The organism is Acidovorax sp. FW305-C-20-28 (assembly GCF_058783375.1).
In genome coordinates this window covers 139,671-158,498 of the sequence record NZ_JBYSYM010000010.1, presented here as the reverse complement: position 1 = coordinate 158,498, position 18,828 = coordinate 139,671, and the positions used below count along the sequence as shown (strand labels likewise).

Genomic DNA, 18,828 nt, shown 5'->3' with positions numbered 1-18,828 from the left:
GGATTGTGAAGGTGGTCTAATGAATGACCATGTCCCTGCCCCATTTCACGCTGCGCCAGCTCGAAGCCTTTGTCACCGTGGCCGAGATGCGCAGCTTCACCGCCACCGCGGACCGGCTGGCGCTGACACCCTCGGCCGTGAGCCAGCTCGTGGGCGAGCTGGAGGACGTGCTCAATTTCAAGCTCTTCGAGCGCAGCACGCGCCGCGTAGCCATCACCAGCGCGGGGCGGGAGTTCCTGGCTTCGGCCGAATCGGTGCTCAAGCACCTGCGCATGGCGCAGTCGGCCGCCAGCGATGTGCGCAACCGCGCGGCGGGGGTGGTGCGCATTGCCGCGCCCCTGGTCGTGGCCAGCGTGATCCTGCCGCGTGCCATCAAGGCCTACCTGCAGGACCGGCCCAAGGTGCGCATCCACATCCGCGATGTGCCGGTGGAAAAGCTGGTGGACGCGGTCGCCAGCGGCGATGCCGACCTGGCCCTGGGCCCCGACCGGGCCTGCGGCGAGGACGTGGCGCGCACCCAGCTGTTCCAGAGCCCCTGGGTGCTGTGGTGCGCCCCCACCCACCCGCTGGCGCGCCAGCGCAGCGTGACCTGGGAGCAGTTGCACGCCCACCCGCTCGTGGCCGCGGGCCGCGACCACGAGCGCAGCGTGGCGCAAATGCACACCGGCCTCCCCAGCGAACAGCGCGTGACGCCCGTGGAGATCGTGGACAACATCTCCACCGCGCTGGGCCTGGCCGCCGCCGACGTGGCCGCCACGCTGGCGCCCGACTACGTGGGTGCGCTGGCCAAGCCGCTGGGCCTGGTGCGCCGACGCATCCTCGCGCCCGAGGCCATGCGCTACGTGTGCCTGTACAGCCCCACGCAGCGCGCCACCTCACCGGCGGCCGAAGGCTTTGCGGAGCACCTGGTCAAGGTGCTGCCCCACCGCCGCTGAAGCGGGGGAGCAGGAGACAGGCCTCGGCATTCGATGCCGAAAAGCACCGGTCTGCCGCCTCGCGCCAGGGCAACCACTGGTACGCCACATGTTCGCGCGGGCTCAGCACCACGGGTGTGCCTGTGGGCACGCACAGGCCAAAGACACGCTCGCGGTTGAACACCACGCCCGGGGCGTAGCGATGGCGCCACTGGGGCCAGATGTCGTAGACGTTCTCCAGGTACCAGTCGGCCAGCACGCAGCCCGGTGCCTGCACGTCGATGCCGGTCTCCTCCCCCACTTCACGCGCGGCCGTGGCCTCCCAGGCTTCGTCCTCACGGTCCTTGCTGCCGGTGACGGACTGCCAGTGCTCCCCCCCGTCGGCGCGGCGGATGAGCAGCACCTCGCACGCGGGCGTGTGGACCACGACCAGCACGGACTGCGGTATCTTGAAGGGGCGCGCCGTGGCCTGGCTGCTCATGCGGCGGCCAACAGCGCATCGACGTCCTGCGCGGGTCCATCGGCCAACGCCCCCAGAGCGCACTGCAGCAGCCACTGCGGGGAGATGCGGCATAGCAGGCCACGCCCGGGCTGGTCGCCCACGGTGGCGACCGGAACCACGGCATCGATCAGCGCGGTACCTGCCGACCCGGCCGCCATGCCCACCGGACGCAGTTCCCGCCGGTCGAGGTCGAGCATGGCGCCCAGTGCATCGACGCGCAGGATGAAGTCCCGCCCGCTGCTGTTGCCCTGGCTGCCATTTTCCAGCGGCACGCGCACCAGCACCATCTGGCGCTGGGGGTCGGCGGCGCGCGACACGGGCGCACCGCCCGGCGCGGTCGCCACCACGCTGCGCAGATCCACCACGGAGTAGACGCGCTCACCGATCTGCGCCATGCCCAGAAAGGGCGGGCGCGATCCCCCACCGTGCAATACCGTCACATCGGGCCCGGCGGTGACCACCTGGGCCGCTTCCACACCCAGCCAGTGCGTACCGACCAGGAAGGTGGCCATCTGCAGGCGGTGCTCGGCCCCCACGCGGGCGGCGCCCAGGTGCGCATCGGACTGCGGCGCGGCAGGCACCGGCGCGCGACGCTCGCACAGGTGGCGCAGCACCAGGCAGCCAAGGCCGTGGTCATAGCCATCGCTGCTGCGGAACTCGCGGTAGCCCTGGCCGCGCGACTGGCCCACGCCATACAGCTGGCCGCCCAGCGCCACCGAGCGCCCGCCCTGCCGGCTGGTGGCAATGGCCTGTGGCGGCTGCAGGCTGGCAGCGTCACCGCAGGTGCGCACGATGCGGTCCTGGCCATCGACGAAGGCCAGCACGTCGCGCGTGCCCGTGCCCACGGCGCAGTCGTCGAGGATGGACTGGAGCTGGCTGGCAGCATCCCAGACGATGGCGATGCCGCCCAGTACCGGTCCGGTGGCACGGCCCATGCCATCGCCCACATCGGCCCGCACCGCGGCGGCGTACACGAAGGTCGGCCCCTGGTCGTAGAAGCGGCTGGCCTGGTAGGGGCTCACGGTGTAGGCCTGGCTGCCCCGCAAGCGCAGGCAGCGCTGCACCCAGTCCTCGTCGAGCCGGGTCCCCACATGGTGTGCCAGCGCGGGCCGGGACACCGCCATCACCCGGCCATCGACGCCAAACAGCACCAGGCAGGCGTAGACGGTGTACAGGCCGTTGATCTCCTCCAGCACCGCGGTGGCCTGGCTGCAGCCCGCCGTGCCCGCAGCGAGGGTACGGGCAAACTGCGGGGTGAGCGCCCACCACCGGCAGTCATTGGCCCGCTCATAGAGGTTGCGGTCCAGGATCTGCATGGCCAGCGCAGCCCGGCCCTGCGCATCGCGCAGCAGCGAGCGCAGCACCACGCCATACAGATCCTGCAGCGCACCGGAGAAGGCCTGCGCGGTCTTGCGCGCCGTGGCGCCGATCTCGGACAGCAGGGTCTTGGCAAACAGCAGTTCGCGCGGGGCGGCCGCATCCCGGCCGTCGGCACCCGCCTCGCCGATCTGGTTGAGCTCCAGCAGTCCGTTCCAGACCGAGCGCTCCAGCGCCGCCAGGATGGCAGCCGAGCGCTGCGGGATCTCGCGCAGGTCCTGCGACAGCAGCTCCGCCTGGCCCGACAGCTCGCCGGCCAGGGGGCTGCGCTCGTCGTGCGCGGTCTCGTCGAAAGCCAAGTCCAGCGGCAGCAGGGCCACCCCGCGCCAGCCCGGGCCCTGGTAGCCCTGGAAACCCTGGGTGCCGCGCACGGCCATCAGGTAGCGGCGGCTGGCATGGCGCACGCAGTGGATCCCCGCGCTGCCGGCTTGGGGCAACACCCAGCCGGGGGGCAGCTGCAGCGCGTCGCCCGAGACCAGCACCCGCCCGTGGGCATCGACCAAGGCCAGCACCGCATCGCTGCCCTGCAGGCCCCCGCCCTGGGCGTCGCCCTGCTGCACCGAGTCGAAGATGGCCGGCATCTCGTCGGCCAGCTTGAACTCCAGGCACAGCACCCCGACGATGCGCCCACCGGCATGCACGCGCCGCGCGTAGAGCAGCGTCTCGGCCTCGGTGCCGCAAAAGCCATGCACGGCATGGTGCTCGGCATAGGCGGCATCGCTTTGCAGTACCGAGCGCAGGAAGGCGCCGTCGGCGTCGAGCCGGTCGAGCCCGCCCACGGGGGCCACGGGGCGCAGGCCGGCACACAGCTGCAGGTCGGTATCGAAGAGAAAGATGTTGCGGTACACCGAGTACTTGCTGGCGTACTCGGCCAGGCGCGCCTCGACCAGGGGACGCAAGGCCGGGTCCGGGTCCGCGAGGTACTCGGCCACGCCCACATCGGTGGCGAAGAAGCCGATATCGGCGGTGCGCTCGAACAGGTTGCGCACCAGCACGTCGATGCAGACCTGGGCACGCGCCGCCAGATCGGCGCTGCGGTTCTTCAGTGCCTCGTTCACCAGGCCCTGCATCAGGTCGCCCGAGAGGGCCGCAAAGTCCTTGCGCGCCTGGGCCAGGTCCCCCCCCGACGAGGCCTTGGAGGACAGCAGGGACAGCGAGGACAGCAGCGACAGCTGGTCCCACGCGCTTTCGACCAGGCGCAGCTCCTGGCGCTGGTGCTGCGCTGCGGGCATGTAGCGCAGCCATTGCTCCGCAGAGTTGGGAAGGGAAGACACGGGCGATCGTCCTTTGCGCGGGGGTCCCGGCGAGGACCGAGCACGCATTGTGCGGCTTGGCGGGCGATCGACCAACAGGCATATTGCACGCCCTGCCCGCGCGGGGTGCATGTCTCCGCCCGGCGGCGCGAAGGCCCGCTCAGGGTTTGGCGCGGGTCGCCACGGGGGGTGGCAGTTCCTTGGCCTGCAGCATCTGCACCTGGGTCACGAGCTTGTTGTGCGCGTCGAGGAAGGCGGCGGCGATCACCTTGCCCTCGTTGGTATTGCTCCAGCCGGCACCGCCTGCGCCGCCCATGCGGCCCCAGAGCAGGCCGGCCGCGCCCAGGTCGGTGCTGCGCGCGGCGCCCGTGGCGGCAGCCACCTGCTCGGTGGTCTCGTTGTCGGTGAGCAGCAAGGCGGTCTGCGCCTCCTTGAACTTCACCTGCTCTGCCAGCCCCACCAGGCCTGCGATGTCGCGCAGCACCGGGATCATGGCGATGATGCCGGCGATGCTGCGGCCCGCATCCTGCTCACTGAAGGTCAGGCTGGGTGTGAGCGTGTACTGCGCCTCGTAGCCCTTGCCCTTGGCCACGGTGGAGTTCTTGCGCAGGATGCCGGCGTCCTTGAGCTCCTGCTCCTGCACCGTGCCGCGCAGACCGGCCGCACGGTCGACGATGCGAAAGCAGCCGCTCTGCTGGGCCAGCAGGCGGATCAGCGGCACGGGCGAGGCCGGCAGCTGGTAGCTGCTGGACACGGTGTAGCCGTTCGGGTTCTCGGCCAGGGCCAGCGTGGCCACGGGCTGGCTGCACTGGGTCAGCTCCTTGGCGGCATCCTTGGCCCCGGCCGGGCCGGCAGAGCCCGTGACCACCGAGCCGCCCTGGCCCAGCTCGGTCTTCTTTTCACCGCAGCCTGCCAGCAGCAGGGCGGCCGCCACAGCCAGGGCAAGGGGGGCCTTCACGGAAGAACGCATGGCAAACCTCGGATCGATTCGAAAGGAAAACACGAAGAACATCCCCAAGAAAAAAGCGGCACCGGCCCAAGGCCGCTGCCGCTTTCATCAGGAGTGCCCGGTCATGGGGATGACAGGCTTGCCCGCTCAGGCCCCGGCCGTCGTCTTCACGGCATCCGGGTTGCGCAGGCGGATGTGCAGCTCGCGCAGCTGCTTTTCGTCCACGGGCGACGGGGCCTGGGTCAACAGGCACTGGGCACGCTGGGTCTTGGGGAAGGCGATCACGTCGCGGATCGACTCGGCGCCGGTCATCAGCGTCACGATGCGGTCCAGGCCGAAGGCCAGGCCCCCGTGCGGAGGCGCGCCGTACTGCAGCGCGTCCAGCAGGAAGCCGAACTTTTCCTTGGCTTCCTCGGGCGAGATCTTCAGGGCGTCGAAGACCTTCTGCTGCACATCGGCGCGGTGGATACGGACCGAACCGCCACCCATTTCCCAGCCGTTGAGCACCATGTCGTAGCCCTTGGAGATGCACTTCTCGGGCGCGGTGACCATCCAATCCTCGTGGCCGTCCTTGGGGCTGGTGAAGGGGTGGTGCACCGAATTCCAGCGCTGGTTGTCCTCGTCGTACTCGAACATCGGGAAGTCCACCACCCACAGCGGGGCCCAACGGTCCTCGAACAAGCCGTTCTTCTTGCCGAATTCGCTGTGGCCCACCTTGATGCGCAGCGCGCCGATGGCGTCGTTGACGATCTTTTCCTTGTCGGCACCGAAGAAGATCAGGTCGCCGTCCTGGGCGCCCGTGCGCTGGAGCGTCGAGTTGAGCGCCGCATCATGGATGTTCTTGATGATCGGGCTTTGCAGTCCTTCACGGCCCTTGGATAGGTCGTTGACCTTGACCCAGGCCAGGCCCTTGGCGCCGTAGATCTTGACGAACTCGGTGTAGGCGTCGATCTCGCCGCGCGACAGGCCGGCGCCTTCCTTGGCACCGCCGGGCACGCGCAGGGCGACCACACGGCCGTTCTTCATGTTGGCAGCGCCCGAGAAGACCTTGAACTCCACGTCCTTCATCACGTCGGTCAACTCGGTGAACTCGAGCTTCACACGCAGGTCGGGCTTGTCCGAGCCGTAGCGGAAGGCCGCGTCCTGGTAGTTCATGACCGGGAACTCGCCCAGGTCCACGCCCAGGGTGTTCTGGAACACCGTCTTGATCATGCCCTGGAACATGTCGCGGATGTCCTGCTCTTCCATGAACGATGTTTCGATATCGATCTGGGTGAATTCAGGCTGGCGATCGGCACGCAGGTCTTCGTCGCGGAAGCACTTGGTGATCTGGTAGTAGCGGTCGAAGCCGGCCACCATCAGGAGCTGCTTGAACAGCTGGGGCGACTGGGGCAGCGCAAAGAAATGGCCGTCGTGCACGCGGCTGGGCACCAGGTAGTCGCGCGCGCCTTCGGGCGTGCTCTTGGTGAGCATGGGGGTCTCGATGTCCACGAAGCCGTTGGCGTCGAGGAACTTGCGCACCTCCATGGCCACCTTGTAGCGCAGCATCAGGTTGTTCTGCATGTAGGGGCGGCGCAGGTCCAGCACGCGGTGCGTGAGGCGCGTGGTTTCGCTCAGGTTCTCTTCGTCGATCTGGAAGGGCGGCGTGACCGAGGGGTTCAGCACATTGAGCTCGTGGCACAGCACTTCGATCTGGCCGCTCTTGAGCTTGTCGTTGGTGGTGCCGCCGGGACGCGCACGCACCACGCCCTTGACCTGCACGCAGTATTCGTTGCGCACTTCTTCAGCGGTCTTGAACATCTCGGCGCGGTCGGGGTCGCAGACCACCTGCACATAGCCTTCGCGGTCGCGCAGGTCGATGAAGATCACACCACCGTGGTCGCGGCGGCGGTTCACCCAGCCCGAGAGGGTGACGGTTTGGCCCAGGAGGGCTTCGGTCACAAGACCGCAGTAGTGGGAACGCATGGCCATGGCAGAACTTCCGGCGCCCCTCGGGCGCATTGACAAAAAGGGTTACTTACTTGGGCGGCAGCTGGGTGGGGTCGACCGGAGCGACCACGCCCATGGAAACAATGTACTTGAGCGCGGAGTCCACGCTCATGTCGAGCTCGACGCAGTCGCTCTTGCGCAGCATCACGAAATAGCCGCCCGTCGGGTTGGGGGTGGTGGGCACGTACACGCTCACGAATTCATCGCGCAGGTAGGCCGCAACCTCGCCGCCGGGCGCGCCGGTGACGAAGGCCACCGTCCAGACGCCTTCACGCGGCCACTGCACCAGCACGGCCTTGCGAAAGGCGTTGCCGTTTTCGGAGAACAGGGTGTCGGAGACCTGCTTGACGCTGGAATAGATCGAGCGCACCACCGGGATGCGGTGCACCAGGGCATCGCCCCATTGCACCAGCTTGCGGCCGGCGAAATTGCTGGCAATGGCGCCCACCACGAGCAGGATGGCCAGCGTGAGCACCACGCCGAAGCCAGGCACGTGCACGCCCAGCACGCGGTCGGGCTGCCAGGCCTCGGGCAGGATCTGCAGGGTCTGGTCCAGCGTGCTGACGATCCAGTGCAGCACCCACGCGGTGATGACACCGGGCACGATGACCAGCAGACCGGTGAACAACCATTTGCGCAAGGAGGGCATCGGCGTGCTCAATCTTTGGAAGTGGAGCTGGCCCCGGCGCTCGCTGCGCTGGTGCCGGAAGAGCTGTCTTTCGCGGGGGCTGGCGTGCTGCTGGCGGCCGGCGCGGCTGCGGGGGCATCAGCGCCCTTGGACTCGGTGGCAGGTGCGGACGTGCCGCCGCCGCCACTGTTGCCGCCCCGGAAATCCGTCACGTACCAGCCCGAGCCCTTGAGCTGGAAGCCCGCGGCCGTGACCTGCTTTGCGAACGCCTCGGAGCCACACGCCGGGCACACCGTGAGCGGCGCGTCGGAGATTTTTTGCAGCACGTCCTTGGCATGGCCACAGGAGCTGCATTTGTAGGCGTAGATAGGCATGTCGAGCGCGTCGTTGAAGGCAAAAGTGCAAAACCCTCAATTATAGGCGCGCAGCCCCCCAGGGGGCCACGGTGGGTGGTTTCACCGCACGCCCCAGGTTGCGACCCGTTACTCGACGCCCACCATGCGGTGGTGGCCGGCATGGCTGTCGCGCAGCATCTGGGGCAAAAGCGAGCCCGCCACCATGCCCACGACGGCGGCCAAAAGGCCGGCGAGCTGCGCCGGGAACACTCCGCCCCAGGAGGTATTGAGCAACAGCAGCCAGGTGCCCAGGCCGAGCACGATGGCGAAGACGGCGCCCTGCGTGGTGGCACGCTTCCAGTACAGACCCGCCACCAGCGGCACGAAGGCGCCCACCAGCGGTACCTGGTAGGCACCCGAGACCAGTTCATAGATGGAGGTGCCCTGCATGCGGATCGCATAGGCCAGCACGCAGCCGCTGAACACCAGGGTGGTGATGCGCATGGTGCGCAGGTGCTCCTTGTCCGTCATCGTGGGGCGGAACTGGCGCCAGATGTTCTCGGTGAAGGTGACGCTGGGCGCCAGCAGGGTGGCCGATGCCGTGGACTTGAGCGCCGAGAGCAGTGCGCCGAAGAACAGCACCTGCATGATGAAGGGCATCTTGGCCATCACCAGCGTGGGCAGCACTTTCTGCGGGTCTTCCTTGAGCAGGGTGGCGGTTTCGCCGGGCATGATGATCAGGGCACTGGCCACGAGGAACATGGGCACGAAGGCGAACAGGATGTAGCAGATGCCGCCGATCACCGGGCCGCGCGTGGCCGCCTGGATGCTGTTGGCCGACATGACACGCTGGAACACGTCCTGCTGCGGGATGGAGCCGAACATCATGGTCAGGCCCGCGGCGATGAAGAACACCACGTCGTGGAACTTGGGCTCGGGCAGGAAGCGGAACAGCTCGCGGTTGGAGGCAAACTCGATGACCTTGTCGGCGCCACCGGCCATGTTGCCGGCGAACACAGCGATCACGGCCAGGCCCACGACCAGGATGATCATCTGGATGAAGTCGGTGACAGCCACCGACCACATGCCGCCGAACAGCGTGTAGGCCAGGATGGACACCACGCCGATGGCCATGCCCACGGGGATGCTGATGGCATCGCCCGAGAGCAGATTGAACACCAGGCCCAGCGCCGTGACCTGCGCCGACACCCACCCCAGGTAGCTGAGCATGATGATCAGCGAACAGACGATCTCCACCAGGCGGCCATAGCGCTCTCGGTAGTAGTCGCTGATGGTGAGCAGCGTCATGCGGTACAGCTTGGCCGCGAAGAACAGGCCCACCAGGATCAGGCAGAAGCCCGCGCCGAAGGGGTCTTCCACCACGTTGCCCAAGCCGCCCTCAATGAACTTGGCCGGGATGCCCAGCACCGTCTCGGAGCCGAACCAGGTGGCGAAGGTGGTGGTGATGATCATGTACAGCGGCAGATGCCGCCCGGCGATGGCGAAGTCCGCCGCGTTCTTCACGCGCCGGGCCGCCAGCAGGCCGATGGCAATGGTGATCAACAGATAGACAATGACCAGGGTCAACAGCACGGCATGCTCCTCGATGTCGCGAAGGGGTGGAAAGGTGAACGAAGCCTAGAAGATCCGGAAACGCGCAAACACTTGCAACTGCTGTACCAGCAGCAAGGCCACCCAGCCCAGCACAAAGCCGGCCCCGGTGTAGATGACGGCGTTGAGCAGGCGGTTGGTGCGCTTTTGCTCGGCCAGCAGTTCCAGCAGTTCGCGCCGGTGGTCCTGGGGCCGGTTGCGCAGGTAGTCGTGCAGCAGGCGCGGCAGCTCGGGCAGCATCTTGGCGAAATGCGGGCTCTCGGCCTGGATTTCGCGCAGCAGGCGCTGCGGCCCCATCTGCTCGAGCATCCATTTCTCCAGAAAAGGCTTGGCCGTGCTCCACAGGTCCAGCTCGGGGTCGAGCTGGCGGCCCAGTCCTTCGATGTTGAGCAGCGTCTTCTGCAGCAGCACCAGCTGCGGCTGGATTTCCACGTGGAAGCGGCGCGAGGTCTGGAACAGGCGCATCAGCACCATGCCCAGCGAGATCTCCTTGAGCGGGCGATCGAAGTAGGGTTCGCAGACGGTGCGGATCGCCGATTCGAGGTCGTTGACCCGCGTGTCGGGCGGTACCCAGCCGCTTTCGATGTGCAGCTCGGCCACGCGCTTGTAGTCGCGCCGAAAGAAGGCCGTGAAGTTCTGCGCCAGGTACTCCTTGTCGAACTCGGTGAGCGTGCCCACGATGCCGAAATCGAGCGAGATGTAGCGCCCGAAGTGCGCAGGGTCCAGGCTGACCTGGATGTTGCCCGGGTGCATGTCGGCGTGGAAGAAACCGTCGCGGAACACCTGGGTGAAGAAGATGGTGACGCCGTCGCGTGCCAGCTTGGGGATGTCCACCCCGGCATCGCGCAGCCGCTCGATCTGGTTGATGGGCACGCCGTTCATGCGCTGCATCACCATCACCTCGGCGTGGCAGAAGTCCCAGAAGATCTCGGGGATCAGCACCAGGTCCAGACCGGCCATGTTGCGGCGCAGCTGGGCGGCATTGGCCGCCTCGCGCACCAGGTCGAGCTCGTCGTGCAGGTAGTTGTCGAATTCGGCGACCACCTCGCGGGGCTTGAGGCGTTTGCCGTCGGCCGAGAGATTCTCGACCCAGCCGGCCATCATGCGCATCAGTGCCAGGTCCTTCTCGATCACCGGCAGCATGCCCGGGCGCAGCACCTTCACGGCGACCTCGCGCTCGATGCCCTGGCGGTCGCGCAGGGTCGCGAAGTGCACCTGGGCAATCGAGGCGCTCGCCACGGGCGTGCGGTCGAAGTGCGTGAACACCTGGTCCACCGGGCGGCGAAAGGCGCGCTCGATGGTGGCGATGGCGATGTCGGGATGGAACGGCGGCACCCGGTCCTGCAGCAGGGCGAGCTCGTCGGCGATGTCGGCTGGCAACAGGTCGCGCCGGGTGGACAGCACCTGGCCGAACTTCACGAAGATGGGCCCCAGGCGCTCCAGGGCCTCACGCAGGCGCTGGCCGCGCGGCGCGTCCAGGTTGCGCCCGACGGAGACGATGCGCGAGACCAGGCGCAGCCACGGCTTCTGGAAGCTGTCGAGCACCAGCCCGTCCAGCCCGTAGCGGAACACCACCCAGAGGATGGATGCACCCCGGACGAATTGCTTCATGGACCGGTCCGGTCTGCGCTGGTGCTGCTGGGGTTGCCCGGCGCAGGGGCCGGTGCCGAGGTGCTGCCGCCGGCGGCCGGCGGAACGCGCGAGCCCACGAACTGGCGCAGCGCCTGCGCGGCCTTGCGGGCCACTTCGCTGATGGTGTGCGCCGGCGCATCCCCCACCACGCGCGAAAGGTCCTCCTCCAGGTCCCAGCGCACGTTGTCCACCAGCCAGTTGATTTCGGCCGCCAACTGCACATCGCCCTCGATGCGGATGGCGGGCTTGTCGCCGCGCAAGGCGGCCTGCGCCAGCGCCAGGGGCGAGGTGTCGGTCACTTCGAGCAGCAGGTCGGGCACGGCGCCTTCAGGCGCCAGGTTCAGCAGCCCGGCCGGCGTGATCACCAGCGCCATGGAGAACATGCGCCACTGCACACGCGCCACGCGCCCGCGCTGGCGCACCAGGCGGTCCATGGCTTCCCGCTCCTGCATGAGCACATGGTTCAGGAACAGCACCAGCCGCTGCTGCACCTCGTGCACGAGCCATTGCGGCGGCTGCGGGCCGGCAGCCAGGCGCTCAAAGAGGCCATCCAGGAACGAAAAAGGGGACTGTGTTGCCATAGTCCCCGATTATTCCCTGAACTTGGCCCAAAACAGGGGTTTTGGGCCGATCCGAGGTGATTTACAAAGCCGCTGCGCTCATTGCAGCGCCTGCACACCGGCCACGAGCCAGCCGCTGGCACCGCTCTTGGCCTTGGTCATGTTCCACACTTCGCGGAAGGGGCTCGGGCCGGCCGAGAGCTCTTCGCGGATCATGCCCGAGAACTCCACGCTGGCCATGTAGCCGTCGTCCAGCTCTTCGATGCCCAGCAGTTGCGCCTCGATCATCACCACGTCGGTGTGGTTGGGTTCGGCGCCGCGGTGCGTCTCGCGCTCGGCCAGCTGCGAGCGAATTTCCTCGAGCATGCCGTCGGTCATCATGGAGCGCAGGGTGGAGATGTCCGAGCGGTCCCACGCAGCCTGCAGGGTCACGAAATTGCGCTTGGCAGCTGCCAAGAAGCCGGGCGTATCGAAGCCTTCGGGCACACCCCAGTTCTGCGAACCGGACAAGGCGGCGCCGGCGGCGGCACCGGTCAGGCCGGAACCGATCACCACGCCCGAACCGGCAGCACCGGCCGCAGCAGGCTGCGCACGCGCCGCATCGAAAGCCATGCTGTTGCGCTCCCAGGGCCGGGCCGATGCATCATTGCCGACATTGTTGGGGCTGTACTGCGGAGGCACCTGGGCCGCCGCCGGGGTGGCTGCGCCCGCGCCCTGGAAGGCGAACGGAGCGCCCCCCGCGGACACGCCGCCCTGGTTGCCGCCGCCATTGCGCATGCGCATGACCATCTTGAAGATGGCAAACGCCGCCACGGCGAGCAGCAGGATCATGAGGATGTTGCCGAAACCTGCGCCCAGGCCCAGCGAGCTGGCCAGCCAGGCCAGGCCCAGGCCCGCGGCCAGGCCGCCGAGCATGGCGCCCCAGGGCTTCTTCGGGGCGGCGGCAGCGGCCGGTGACGTCGCCGGCGTGGCGGGCTTGTTGGCCGCGCTGTTGGCGTTCTGGGCAGGGCCGGCGGGCGCTGCGGATTCACGCTGCGTCACGTTGCTGGACTGCTTGCCCACGGAGTTGCCGCCACCCAGGCGGCGGGCGTCGGCATCTGCGTGCGCGAACGCCAGCATTGCCACCAGAACCACAGACCACAGTTTCATCATGTCATCTCCATCTTGTATACGGCCGAACTTTGCCGTTCAGCACTTGATTCCAACATGCAAGGCCACTATGCCGCCAGTCATGTTGTGATAGTCCACATGCCCAAAGCCAGTTTGCTGCATGAGGCTTTTGAGCTCTTCCTGCCCCGGGTGCATGCGGATGGACTCGGCCAGGTAGCGGTAGCTCGCGTCATCGCCGGCCACCAGCTTGCCCAGCTGCGGCAGCACCTTGAAGGAGTACCAGTCGTAGGCCTTGGTCAACGGCTTGGCGACCTTGGAGAACTCGAGCACCAAGAGCTTGCCGCCGGGCTTGAGCACGCGGCACATCTCGCGCAGCGCAACATCCTTGTGCGTCATGTTGCGCAAACCAAACGCCACGCTCACCACGTCGAAGTGCGCGTCGGGAAACGGCAGCTTCTCTGCGTCGCAGACCAGGGTGGGCAGCACCACGCCCGCGTCGATCAAGCGGTCGCGGCCGGTGCGCAGCATGGCTTCGTTGATGTCGGTGTGCACCACGCGGCCCGTGGACCCCACCTTCTTCGAGAAAGCCAGCGCCAGGTCGCCCGTGCCGCCCGCGATGTCCAGCACCTGGCTGCCTTCGCGCAGGTTGGCCACCATCACGGTGTAGGCCTTCCATGCGCGGTGCAGGCCCGCCGACATGAGGTCGTTCATGACGTCGTACTTGGACGCCACCGAATCGAACACGCCGCGCACATGGCGCGCCTTGTCCTGCTCGTCGACCGACTGGAAACCGAAGTGGGTGCTGCTCATGGGATTCATGCTAGGCGCGTGCGCGCCAGAGGTACAGCGACAACCCCGCACTGAAACGGGGCATCTGCCGCAGGGGTGGAGAAGGTCCGGGCATCAAAAGACAGGCGAAACCTGTCCATGCATACCCTGTTTGCTATTGTAAAGAGAGCATCAGAGGTCAGTGCGCCGGGCGCCACGATGGTGCGCGCGGGCCACAGTGCGGGCGCTGTGAGGCTCAGTGGCTGCCGCAGGCGTGGCCACCGCCCCCGCCCTTCGGGGCCATGGGCGCATCGCGGTCCACCCCGGCGGCGGCGAGCCGGCCCTCGTACTGCGCCCACAGCGCGGACTGCTGCTGGCCCAGCTCGTACAGATAGTCCCAGGTGAAGATGCCCGTGTCGTGCCCGTCCGAGAAGGTGGGCTTGACCGCATAGTTGCCGATCGGCTCCAGGCCTTCGAGGGTCACGTCGCGCTTGCCGGTCTGCAGCACTTCCTGGCCCGGGCCATGGCCCTGCACCTCGGCCGAGGGAGAGTACACGCGCATCAGCTCGAACGGGATGCGGAAGGCCGCACCGTCCGAGAACACCACTTCGAGCACCCGCGACTTGCCGTGCACCGTGAGCGCCTGCGGCGTGGGCGAACCCGCTTTCAAACCTGCCATGGATATCACCTCGAAAAACGGCCTGGCGACGATTGCCAAGCCGGCCCACATTGTCCCACCCGGGGTCTGCCTCAGTGGCCAAGCCCCTGCAGCGCGGCCACCATCGCCGCCTCGGCGGCCGGCAGGCGCACGCGCAACGCAGCCTCTTCGCCAGCCGGGCTGGGCCGCTGGGCAGCGGCCCACACGGGCGCGGGGAAATGGCTGTCCCAGGAAAAGCGCGCGATCACGTGCCAGTGCAGGTGCGGCACCATGTTGCCCAGCGCCGCCAGGTTGACCTTGGTGGGCGCGAGGTGCTCGCGCAGCGCCCGCTCCACGGCGGTGACCGCCTCCATGCAGTGCACGCGCTCGGCCACCGAGAGGTCGGAGAACTCGGCCGCATGGGTATTCCACACCACACGGTAGAAGGCCGGAAAGCCCACCTCGTCGGCCCGGATCACACGCAGGCGCTCGCCGCGCCAGACCAGTGTGCCGCCATCGGCGGCGCACAGGGGGCAGGCGATGCGTTCGCTCATACCAACACCCGCTCGATGCCGCCCGCGTTGGCGCGCTCCACGTACTCGGGCATCCAGTTCTCGCCCAGGATCTCGCGCGCCATCTCGACCACGATGTAGTCGGCTTCGAGCAGACCGTTGTTCAGGTCGTCCTGGTAGCGGTTCAGGCCTTGCAAGCAACTGGGGCAGCTCGTGAGGATCTTCACGTTGTCCTGCGCACCCACGGCGCCGCTGGCGCGCAGCGCGGCCTCGCCCTTCTTGATCTCTTCTTCCTTGCGGAAGCGGATCTGGGTGGAGACGTCCGGGCGCGTCACGCCCAGCGTGCCCGACTCGCCGCAGCAGCGCTCGCTCTTGAGCACCTGCTCGCCCACCAGGGCCTTCACGGTCTTCAAGCCATCCTGCTGCTTCATGGGGCTGTGGCAGGGCTCGTGGTACAGGTAGGCACCCTTGCCCTGCAGGGCGATGCCCTTTTCCAGCAGGTACTCGTGGATGTCGATGATGCGGCTGCCCGGGAAGATCTTGTCGAACTCGTAGCCCTGCAGCTGGTCGTAGCAGGTGCCGCAGCTCACCACCACGGTCTTGATGTCGAGGTAGTTGAGCGTGTTGGCCACGCGGTGGAAGAGCACCCGGTTGTCGGTGATCATCTTCTCGGCCTTGTCGAACTGGCCGCTGCCGCGCTGCGGGTAGCCGCAGCACAGGTAGCCCGGTGGCAGCACGGTCTGCACGCCCGCATGCCAGAGCATGGCCTGCGTGGCCAGGCCCACCTGGCTGAACAGGCGCTCGGAGCCGCAGCCGGGGAAGTAGAACACCGCCTCGGCCTCGGCCGTGGTGGCCTTGGGGTTGCGGATGATGGGGACGTAGTCCTTGTCCTCGATGTCCAGCAGCGCGCGCGCGGTGCGCTTGGGCAGGCCGCCGGGCAGCTTCTTGTTGATGAAGTGGATCACCTGCTCCTTGACCGGGGCGGTGCCCACCGTGGCCGGCGGCTTGGCGGTCTGCTTGCGGCCGACCTTGCGCAGCAGGTCCACGGCCATGCGCTGGGCCTTGAAGCCCACGTCCACCATGGCGCTGCGCATGAACTTGATGGTCTCGGGGTTGGTGGCGTTGAGCATGGTCATCGCCAGCGCATTGCCGGGGCGGAAGGTCTTCTTGCCCATCTTGCGCAGCAGGTTGCGCATGTTCATGGTGACGTCGCCGAAGTCGATCTTCACCGGGCAGGGGCTGGCGCACTTGTGGCACACCGTGCAGTGGTCGGCCACGTCCTCGAACTCCTGCCAGTGCTTGATGCTCACACCACGGCGGGTCTGCTCTTCATAGAGGAAGGCCTCCACCAGCAGCGAGGTGGCCAGGATCTTGTTGCGCGGGCTGTACAGCAGGTTGGCGCGCGGCACGTGCGTGGCGCACACGGGCTTGCACTTGCCACAGCGCAGGCAGTCCTTGACCGAATCGGCAATCGCGCCGATGTCGCTCTGCTGCATGATCAGCGACTCGTGCCCCATGAGGCCGAAGCTCGGCGTGTAGGCATTGGTCAGGTCGGCATGCAGCAGCGCCGGGTCGCGCGCCTGGCCGCCGGGCGTGGCATCCATGGCCAGCACCGGCGCCGCATCGCGCAAGAGCTTGCCCTTGTTGAAGCGGCCTTCGGGGTCCACGCGCTGCTTGTACTCGGCAAACGGGCGCAGCTCCTCGTCGGTGAGGAATTCGAGCTTGGTGATGCCGATGCCGTGCTCGCCCGAGATCACACCGTCCAGGCTGCGCGCCAGCACCATGATGCGTTCCACCGCCTCGTGCGCGGTCTGCAGCATCTCGTAGTCGTCGCTGTTGACGGGGATGTTGGTGTGCACATTGCCGTCGCCGGCGTGCATGTGCAGGGCCACCCAAACGCGGCCCTTGAGCACGCGCTTGTGGATGGCCGTGGCCTCGTCAAGGATGGGCTTGAAGGCCGCGCCGGCAAAGATGCCTTGCAGGGGCGCACGCAGCTGGGTCTTCCAGCTGGCGCGCAGGGTGTGGTCCTGCAGTTGCGGGAACAGGCTGTCCACGTTCTGCAGCCAGGTGGCCCACAGCGTGCGCACCTCGGCCACCAGGGCGATGGCCTGGGCCACGCGGTCCTCGAGCAGCTCGGCCGAGGGGATTTCATTGGCGTCGTCGTGCTTGCCCAGGGGCAGGTTGCCGCGCTCGAAGAAGTCGGTGAGCGCATCGCACAGCTTGAGCTTGTTGCGCAACGACAGCTCGATGTTGATGCGCTCGATGCCGTCGGTGTACTCGGCCATGCGCGGCAGCGGGATCACCACGTCTTCGTTGATCTTGAAGGCGTTGGTGTGGCGGCTGATGGCGGCCGTGCGCTTGCGGTCCAGCCAGAACTTCTTGCGCGCCTCGGGGCTGATGGCGATGAAGCCCTCGCCGTTGCGCGAGTTGGCGATGCGCACCACCTCGCTGGTCACGCGCGCCACTTCGTCGGCGTCGTCGCCCGCGATGTCGCCGATCAGCACCATCTTGGGCAGGCCGCCGTTGCCCTTCTTGCTCTTGGTGGCGTAGCCCACGGCCTTGAGGTAGCGGTCGTCCAGGTGTTCCAGGCCGGCCAGCAGCACGCCCGAGCGCTTTTGCTCGGCGAACATGTAGTCCTTGATCTCGACGATGCTCGGGACGGCATCCTTGGCATTGCCGAAGAATTCCATGCACACGGTGCGCGTGTGTTCGGGCATGCGGTGCACGACCCAGCGGGCGCTGGTGATCAGGCCGTCGCAGCCCTCCTTCTGGATGCCGGGCAGGCCGGAGAGGAACTTGTCGGTCACGTCCTTGCCCAGGCCTTCCTTGCGGAAGGTCTTGCCCGGGATGGACAGGCGCTCGGTGCGCACCGGGGTCTTGCCGTCGGCCTCGAAGTACTGCAGCTCGAAGGTGGCGGTCTCCACGTCGTGGATCTTGCCCATGTTGTGGTCCAGGCGCGTGACTTCGAGCCACTGCGCCTGCGGCGTCACCATGCGCCAGCTGGCCAGGTTGTCGAGCGCCGTGCCCCACAGCACGGCCTTCTTGCCGCCCGCGTTCATGGCAATGTTGCCGCCGATGCACGAGGCCTCGGCGCTGGTCGGGTCCACGGCAAAGACGAAGCCTGCGCGCTCTGCGGCGTCGGCCACGCGCTGGGTGACCACGCCGGCCTCGGTCCACACCGTGCCCACGTCGCGGTCCATGCCCGGCAGGCGGCGCATCTCCACCTCGGTCATGGCTTCGAGCTTTTCGGTGTTGATGACCACGCTCTTCCAGGTCAGCGGGATCGCGCCGCCGGTGTAGCCGGTGCCGCCCCCGCGAGGGATGATGGTCAGCCCGAGCTCGATGCAGCCCTTGACCAGGGCGGCCATCTCGGCTTCGGTGTCGGGCACCAGCACGACGAAGGGGTACTCCACACGCCAGTCGGTCGCGTCCGTCACGTGGGACACGCGCGAGAGGCCGTCGAACTTGATGTTGTCCTTGGCCGTCAGGCGCCCCAGCGTGCGCTGGATGCGCCGGCGCAGCTCGCCGGCCTGCACGAAGGTGGCGTTGAAGGCGGCCACGGCCTGGCCGGCGGCCTGCACCAGCTCGCCCACCAGGCGGTCGCGTTCGGCATCGTCGCCCGGGGTGCGGCGCTTGTCGATCTCGGCCAGGCGGTGCTGCAGGGCTTCCACCAGCTGCTTGCGCCGGCCGGGGTTGTCCAGCAGGTCGTCCTGCAGGTAGGGGTTGCGCTGCACCACCCAGATGTCGCCCAGCACCTCGTAGAGCATGCGCGCGGAGCGCCCGGTGCGCCGTTCCTTGCGCAGCTGGTCCAGCACCTCCCAGGAGGCGGAGCCCAGCAGGCGGATCACGATCTCCCGGTCGGAGAACGAGGTGTAGTTATAGGGGATCTCGCGCAGACGCACAGGCTCGGCGGCCTGCGTCTGCAAGGCAGCCAACGCTATCGGAACATTCATGGGGGTCTACCTGGGGTGGGCGCCGCGCGCCCATGAGCCTCGGGGGCGTGATTTTACGCCAGAGGCCCGATCGGCGCTGGGCGGGGCCCTCTCCCGCC

The 18,828-nt window shown here is 67.6% G+C and carries 15 protein-coding genes; 1 reads left to right on the top strand and 14 read right to left on the bottom strand.

The genetic code is table 11. The features are described from left to right. Positions 1–29 precede the first annotated feature (29 nt). Entirely contained in the window at positions 30–935 is a 906-nt protein-coding gene (locus tag AC3WOH_RS13950; RefSeq protein ID WP_492229905.1) for a LysR family transcriptional regulator, read from the top strand. On the opposite strand, the gene nudB is transcribed toward AC3WOH_RS13950, so the two are convergent. The 14 genes from nudB to AC3WOH_RS13880 all read right to left on the bottom strand — a co-directional run bounded on the left by nudB (position 910) and on the right by AC3WOH_RS13880 (position 18,730). Further along, positions 910–1,395 carry a dihydroneopterin triphosphate diphosphatase gene (gene nudB, locus AC3WOH_RS13945; RefSeq protein WP_492229904.1) on the bottom strand — a complete coding sequence of 162 codons (486 nt, stop codon included), beginning with the start codon at positions 1,393–1,395 and terminating at the stop codon, positions 910–912. The two genes, AC3WOH_RS13950 and nudB, sit on opposite strands and share 26 nt — an antisense overlap. Further along, positions 1,392–4,067, bottom strand: a complete 2,676-nt coding sequence (locus tag AC3WOH_RS13940; protein ID WP_492229903.1) for a chemotaxis protein CheW — start codon at positions 4,065–4,067, stop codon at positions 1,392–1,394. The genes nudB and AC3WOH_RS13940 overlap by 4 nt, the downstream gene beginning before the upstream one ends. Positions 4,068–4,206: 139 nt before the next feature. Beyond that, a complete protein-coding gene (locus tag AC3WOH_RS13935) occupies positions 4,207–5,016 on the bottom strand; it encodes a curli production assembly/transport component CsgG (protein ID WP_492229902.1) in 810 nt (269 codons plus the stop codon). Between the two features lie 126 nt (positions 5,017–5,142). Beyond that, positions 5,143–6,966: an aspartate--tRNA ligase gene (gene aspS, locus AC3WOH_RS13930; protein ID WP_492229901.1), complete on the bottom strand. Its 1,824-nt coding sequence runs from the start codon at positions 6,964–6,966 to the stop codon at positions 5,143–5,145. A 46-nt stretch (positions 6,967–7,012) separates the two neighbouring features. Next, on the bottom strand, positions 7,013–7,633 hold the full coding sequence (locus tag AC3WOH_RS13925) for a DUF502 domain-containing protein (RefSeq protein ID WP_184860021.1): 621 nt from the start codon (positions 7,631–7,633) through the stop codon (positions 7,013–7,015). 8 nt (positions 7,634–7,641) lie between these two features. Next, on the bottom strand, positions 7,642–7,986 hold the full coding sequence (locus AC3WOH_RS13920; protein ID WP_492229900.1) for an FmdB family zinc ribbon protein: 345 nt from the start codon (positions 7,984–7,986) through the stop codon (positions 7,642–7,644). A gap of 108 nt (positions 7,987–8,094) precedes the next feature. Next, positions 8,095–9,540, bottom strand: coding sequence for a high affinity choline transporter 1 (locus tag AC3WOH_RS13915; protein WP_492229899.1), 1,446 nt, complete (start codon positions 9,538–9,540; stop codon positions 8,095–8,097). 45 nt (positions 9,541–9,585) lie between these two features. After that, positions 9,586–11,169 carry a ubiquinone biosynthesis regulatory protein kinase UbiB gene (gene ubiB / locus AC3WOH_RS13910; RefSeq protein ID WP_492229898.1) on the bottom strand — a complete coding sequence of 528 codons (1,584 nt, stop codon included), beginning with the start codon at positions 11,167–11,169 and terminating at the stop codon, positions 9,586–9,588. Next, positions 11,166–11,771 (bottom strand): ubiquinone biosynthesis accessory factor UbiJ, encoded by a 606-nt coding sequence (locus tag AC3WOH_RS13905; protein WP_492229897.1) that lies wholly within the window; start codon positions 11,769–11,771, stop codon positions 11,166–11,168. The genes ubiB and AC3WOH_RS13905 overlap by 4 nt, the downstream gene beginning before the upstream one ends. Before the next feature lie 78 nt (positions 11,772–11,849). Continuing rightward, the gene (locus AC3WOH_RS13900) at positions 11,850–12,902 is read right to left on the bottom strand and encodes a Tim44 domain-containing protein (protein ID WP_492229896.1); all 1,053 of its coding nucleotides are present in this window, start codon (positions 12,900–12,902) and stop codon (positions 11,850–11,852) included. Between the two features lie 36 nt (positions 12,903–12,938). Beyond that, complete coding sequence (ubiE, locus tag AC3WOH_RS13895; protein ID WP_492229895.1) at positions 12,939–13,670, bottom strand: bifunctional demethylmenaquinone methyltransferase/2-methoxy-6-polyprenyl-1,4-benzoquinol methylase UbiE; 732 nt, start codon at positions 13,668–13,670, stop codon at positions 12,939–12,941. Positions 13,671–13,884: 214 nt separating this feature from the next. Then, positions 13,885–14,307, bottom strand: coding sequence for a gamma-butyrobetaine hydroxylase family protein (locus tag AC3WOH_RS13890; RefSeq protein WP_492229894.1), 423 nt, complete (start codon positions 14,305–14,307; stop codon positions 13,885–13,887). Positions 14,308–14,378: 71 nt separating this feature from the next. Next, the gene (locus tag AC3WOH_RS13885; RefSeq protein ID WP_492229893.1) at positions 14,379–14,819 is read right to left on the bottom strand and encodes an HIT family protein; all 441 of its coding nucleotides are present in this window, start codon (positions 14,817–14,819) and stop codon (positions 14,379–14,381) included. Continuing rightward, a complete protein-coding gene (locus tag AC3WOH_RS13880) occupies positions 14,816–18,730 on the bottom strand; it encodes a DUF3683 domain-containing protein (RefSeq protein ID WP_492229892.1) in 3,915 nt (1,304 codons plus the stop codon). Before AC3WOH_RS13880 ends, AC3WOH_RS13885 begins: the two co-directional genes overlap by 4 nt. Positions 18,731–18,828: the final 98 nt, after the last annotated feature.

Excerpts from the sequence above, each read along its gene's own strand:
- AC3WOH_RS13935 (WP_492229902.1), bottom strand. The coding sequence starts at position 5,016 with ATGCGTTCTTCCGTGAAGGCCCCCCTTGCCCTGGCTGTGGCGGCCGCC.
- AC3WOH_RS13905 (WP_492229897.1), bottom strand. The coding sequence starts at position 11,771 with ATGGCAACACAGTCCCCTTTTTCGTTCCTGGATGGCCTCTTTGAGCGC.
- AC3WOH_RS13890 (WP_492229894.1), bottom strand. The coding sequence starts at position 14,307 with ATGGCAGGTTTGAAAGCGGGTTCGCCCACGCCGCAGGCGCTCACGGTG.
- AC3WOH_RS13885 (WP_492229893.1), bottom strand. The coding sequence starts at position 14,819 with ATGAGCGAACGCATCGCCTGCCCCCTGTGCGCCGCCGATGGCGGCACA.
- AC3WOH_RS13900 (WP_492229896.1), bottom strand. The coding sequence starts at position 12,902 with ATGATGAAACTGTGGTCTGTGGTTCTGGTGGCAATGCTGGCGTTCGCG.
- nudB (WP_492229904.1), bottom strand. The coding sequence starts at position 1,395 with ATGAGCAGCCAGGCCACGGCGCGCCCCTTCAAGATACCGCAGTCCGTG.
- AC3WOH_RS13950 (WP_492229905.1), top strand. The coding sequence starts at position 30 with ATGTCCCTGCCCCATTTCACGCTGCGCCAGCTCGAAGCCTTTGTCACC.
- AC3WOH_RS13880 (WP_492229892.1), bottom strand. The coding sequence starts at position 18,730 with ATGAATGTTCCGATAGCGTTGGCTGCCTTGCAGACGCAGGCCGCCGAG.
- AC3WOH_RS13925 (WP_184860021.1), bottom strand. The coding sequence starts at position 7,633 with ATGCCCTCCTTGCGCAAATGGTTGTTCACCGGTCTGCTGGTCATCGTG.
- AC3WOH_RS13920 (WP_492229900.1), bottom strand. The coding sequence starts at position 7,986 with ATGCCTATCTACGCCTACAAATGCAGCTCCTGTGGCCATGCCAAGGAC.
- ubiB (WP_492229898.1), bottom strand. The coding sequence starts at position 11,169 with ATGAAGCAATTCGTCCGGGGTGCATCCATCCTCTGGGTGGTGTTCCGC.
- ubiE (WP_492229895.1), bottom strand. The coding sequence starts at position 13,670 with ATGAGCAGCACCCACTTCGGTTTCCAGTCGGTCGACGAGCAGGACAAG.
- aspS (WP_492229901.1), bottom strand. The coding sequence starts at position 6,966 with ATGGCCATGCGTTCCCACTACTGCGGTCTTGTGACCGAAGCCCTCCTG.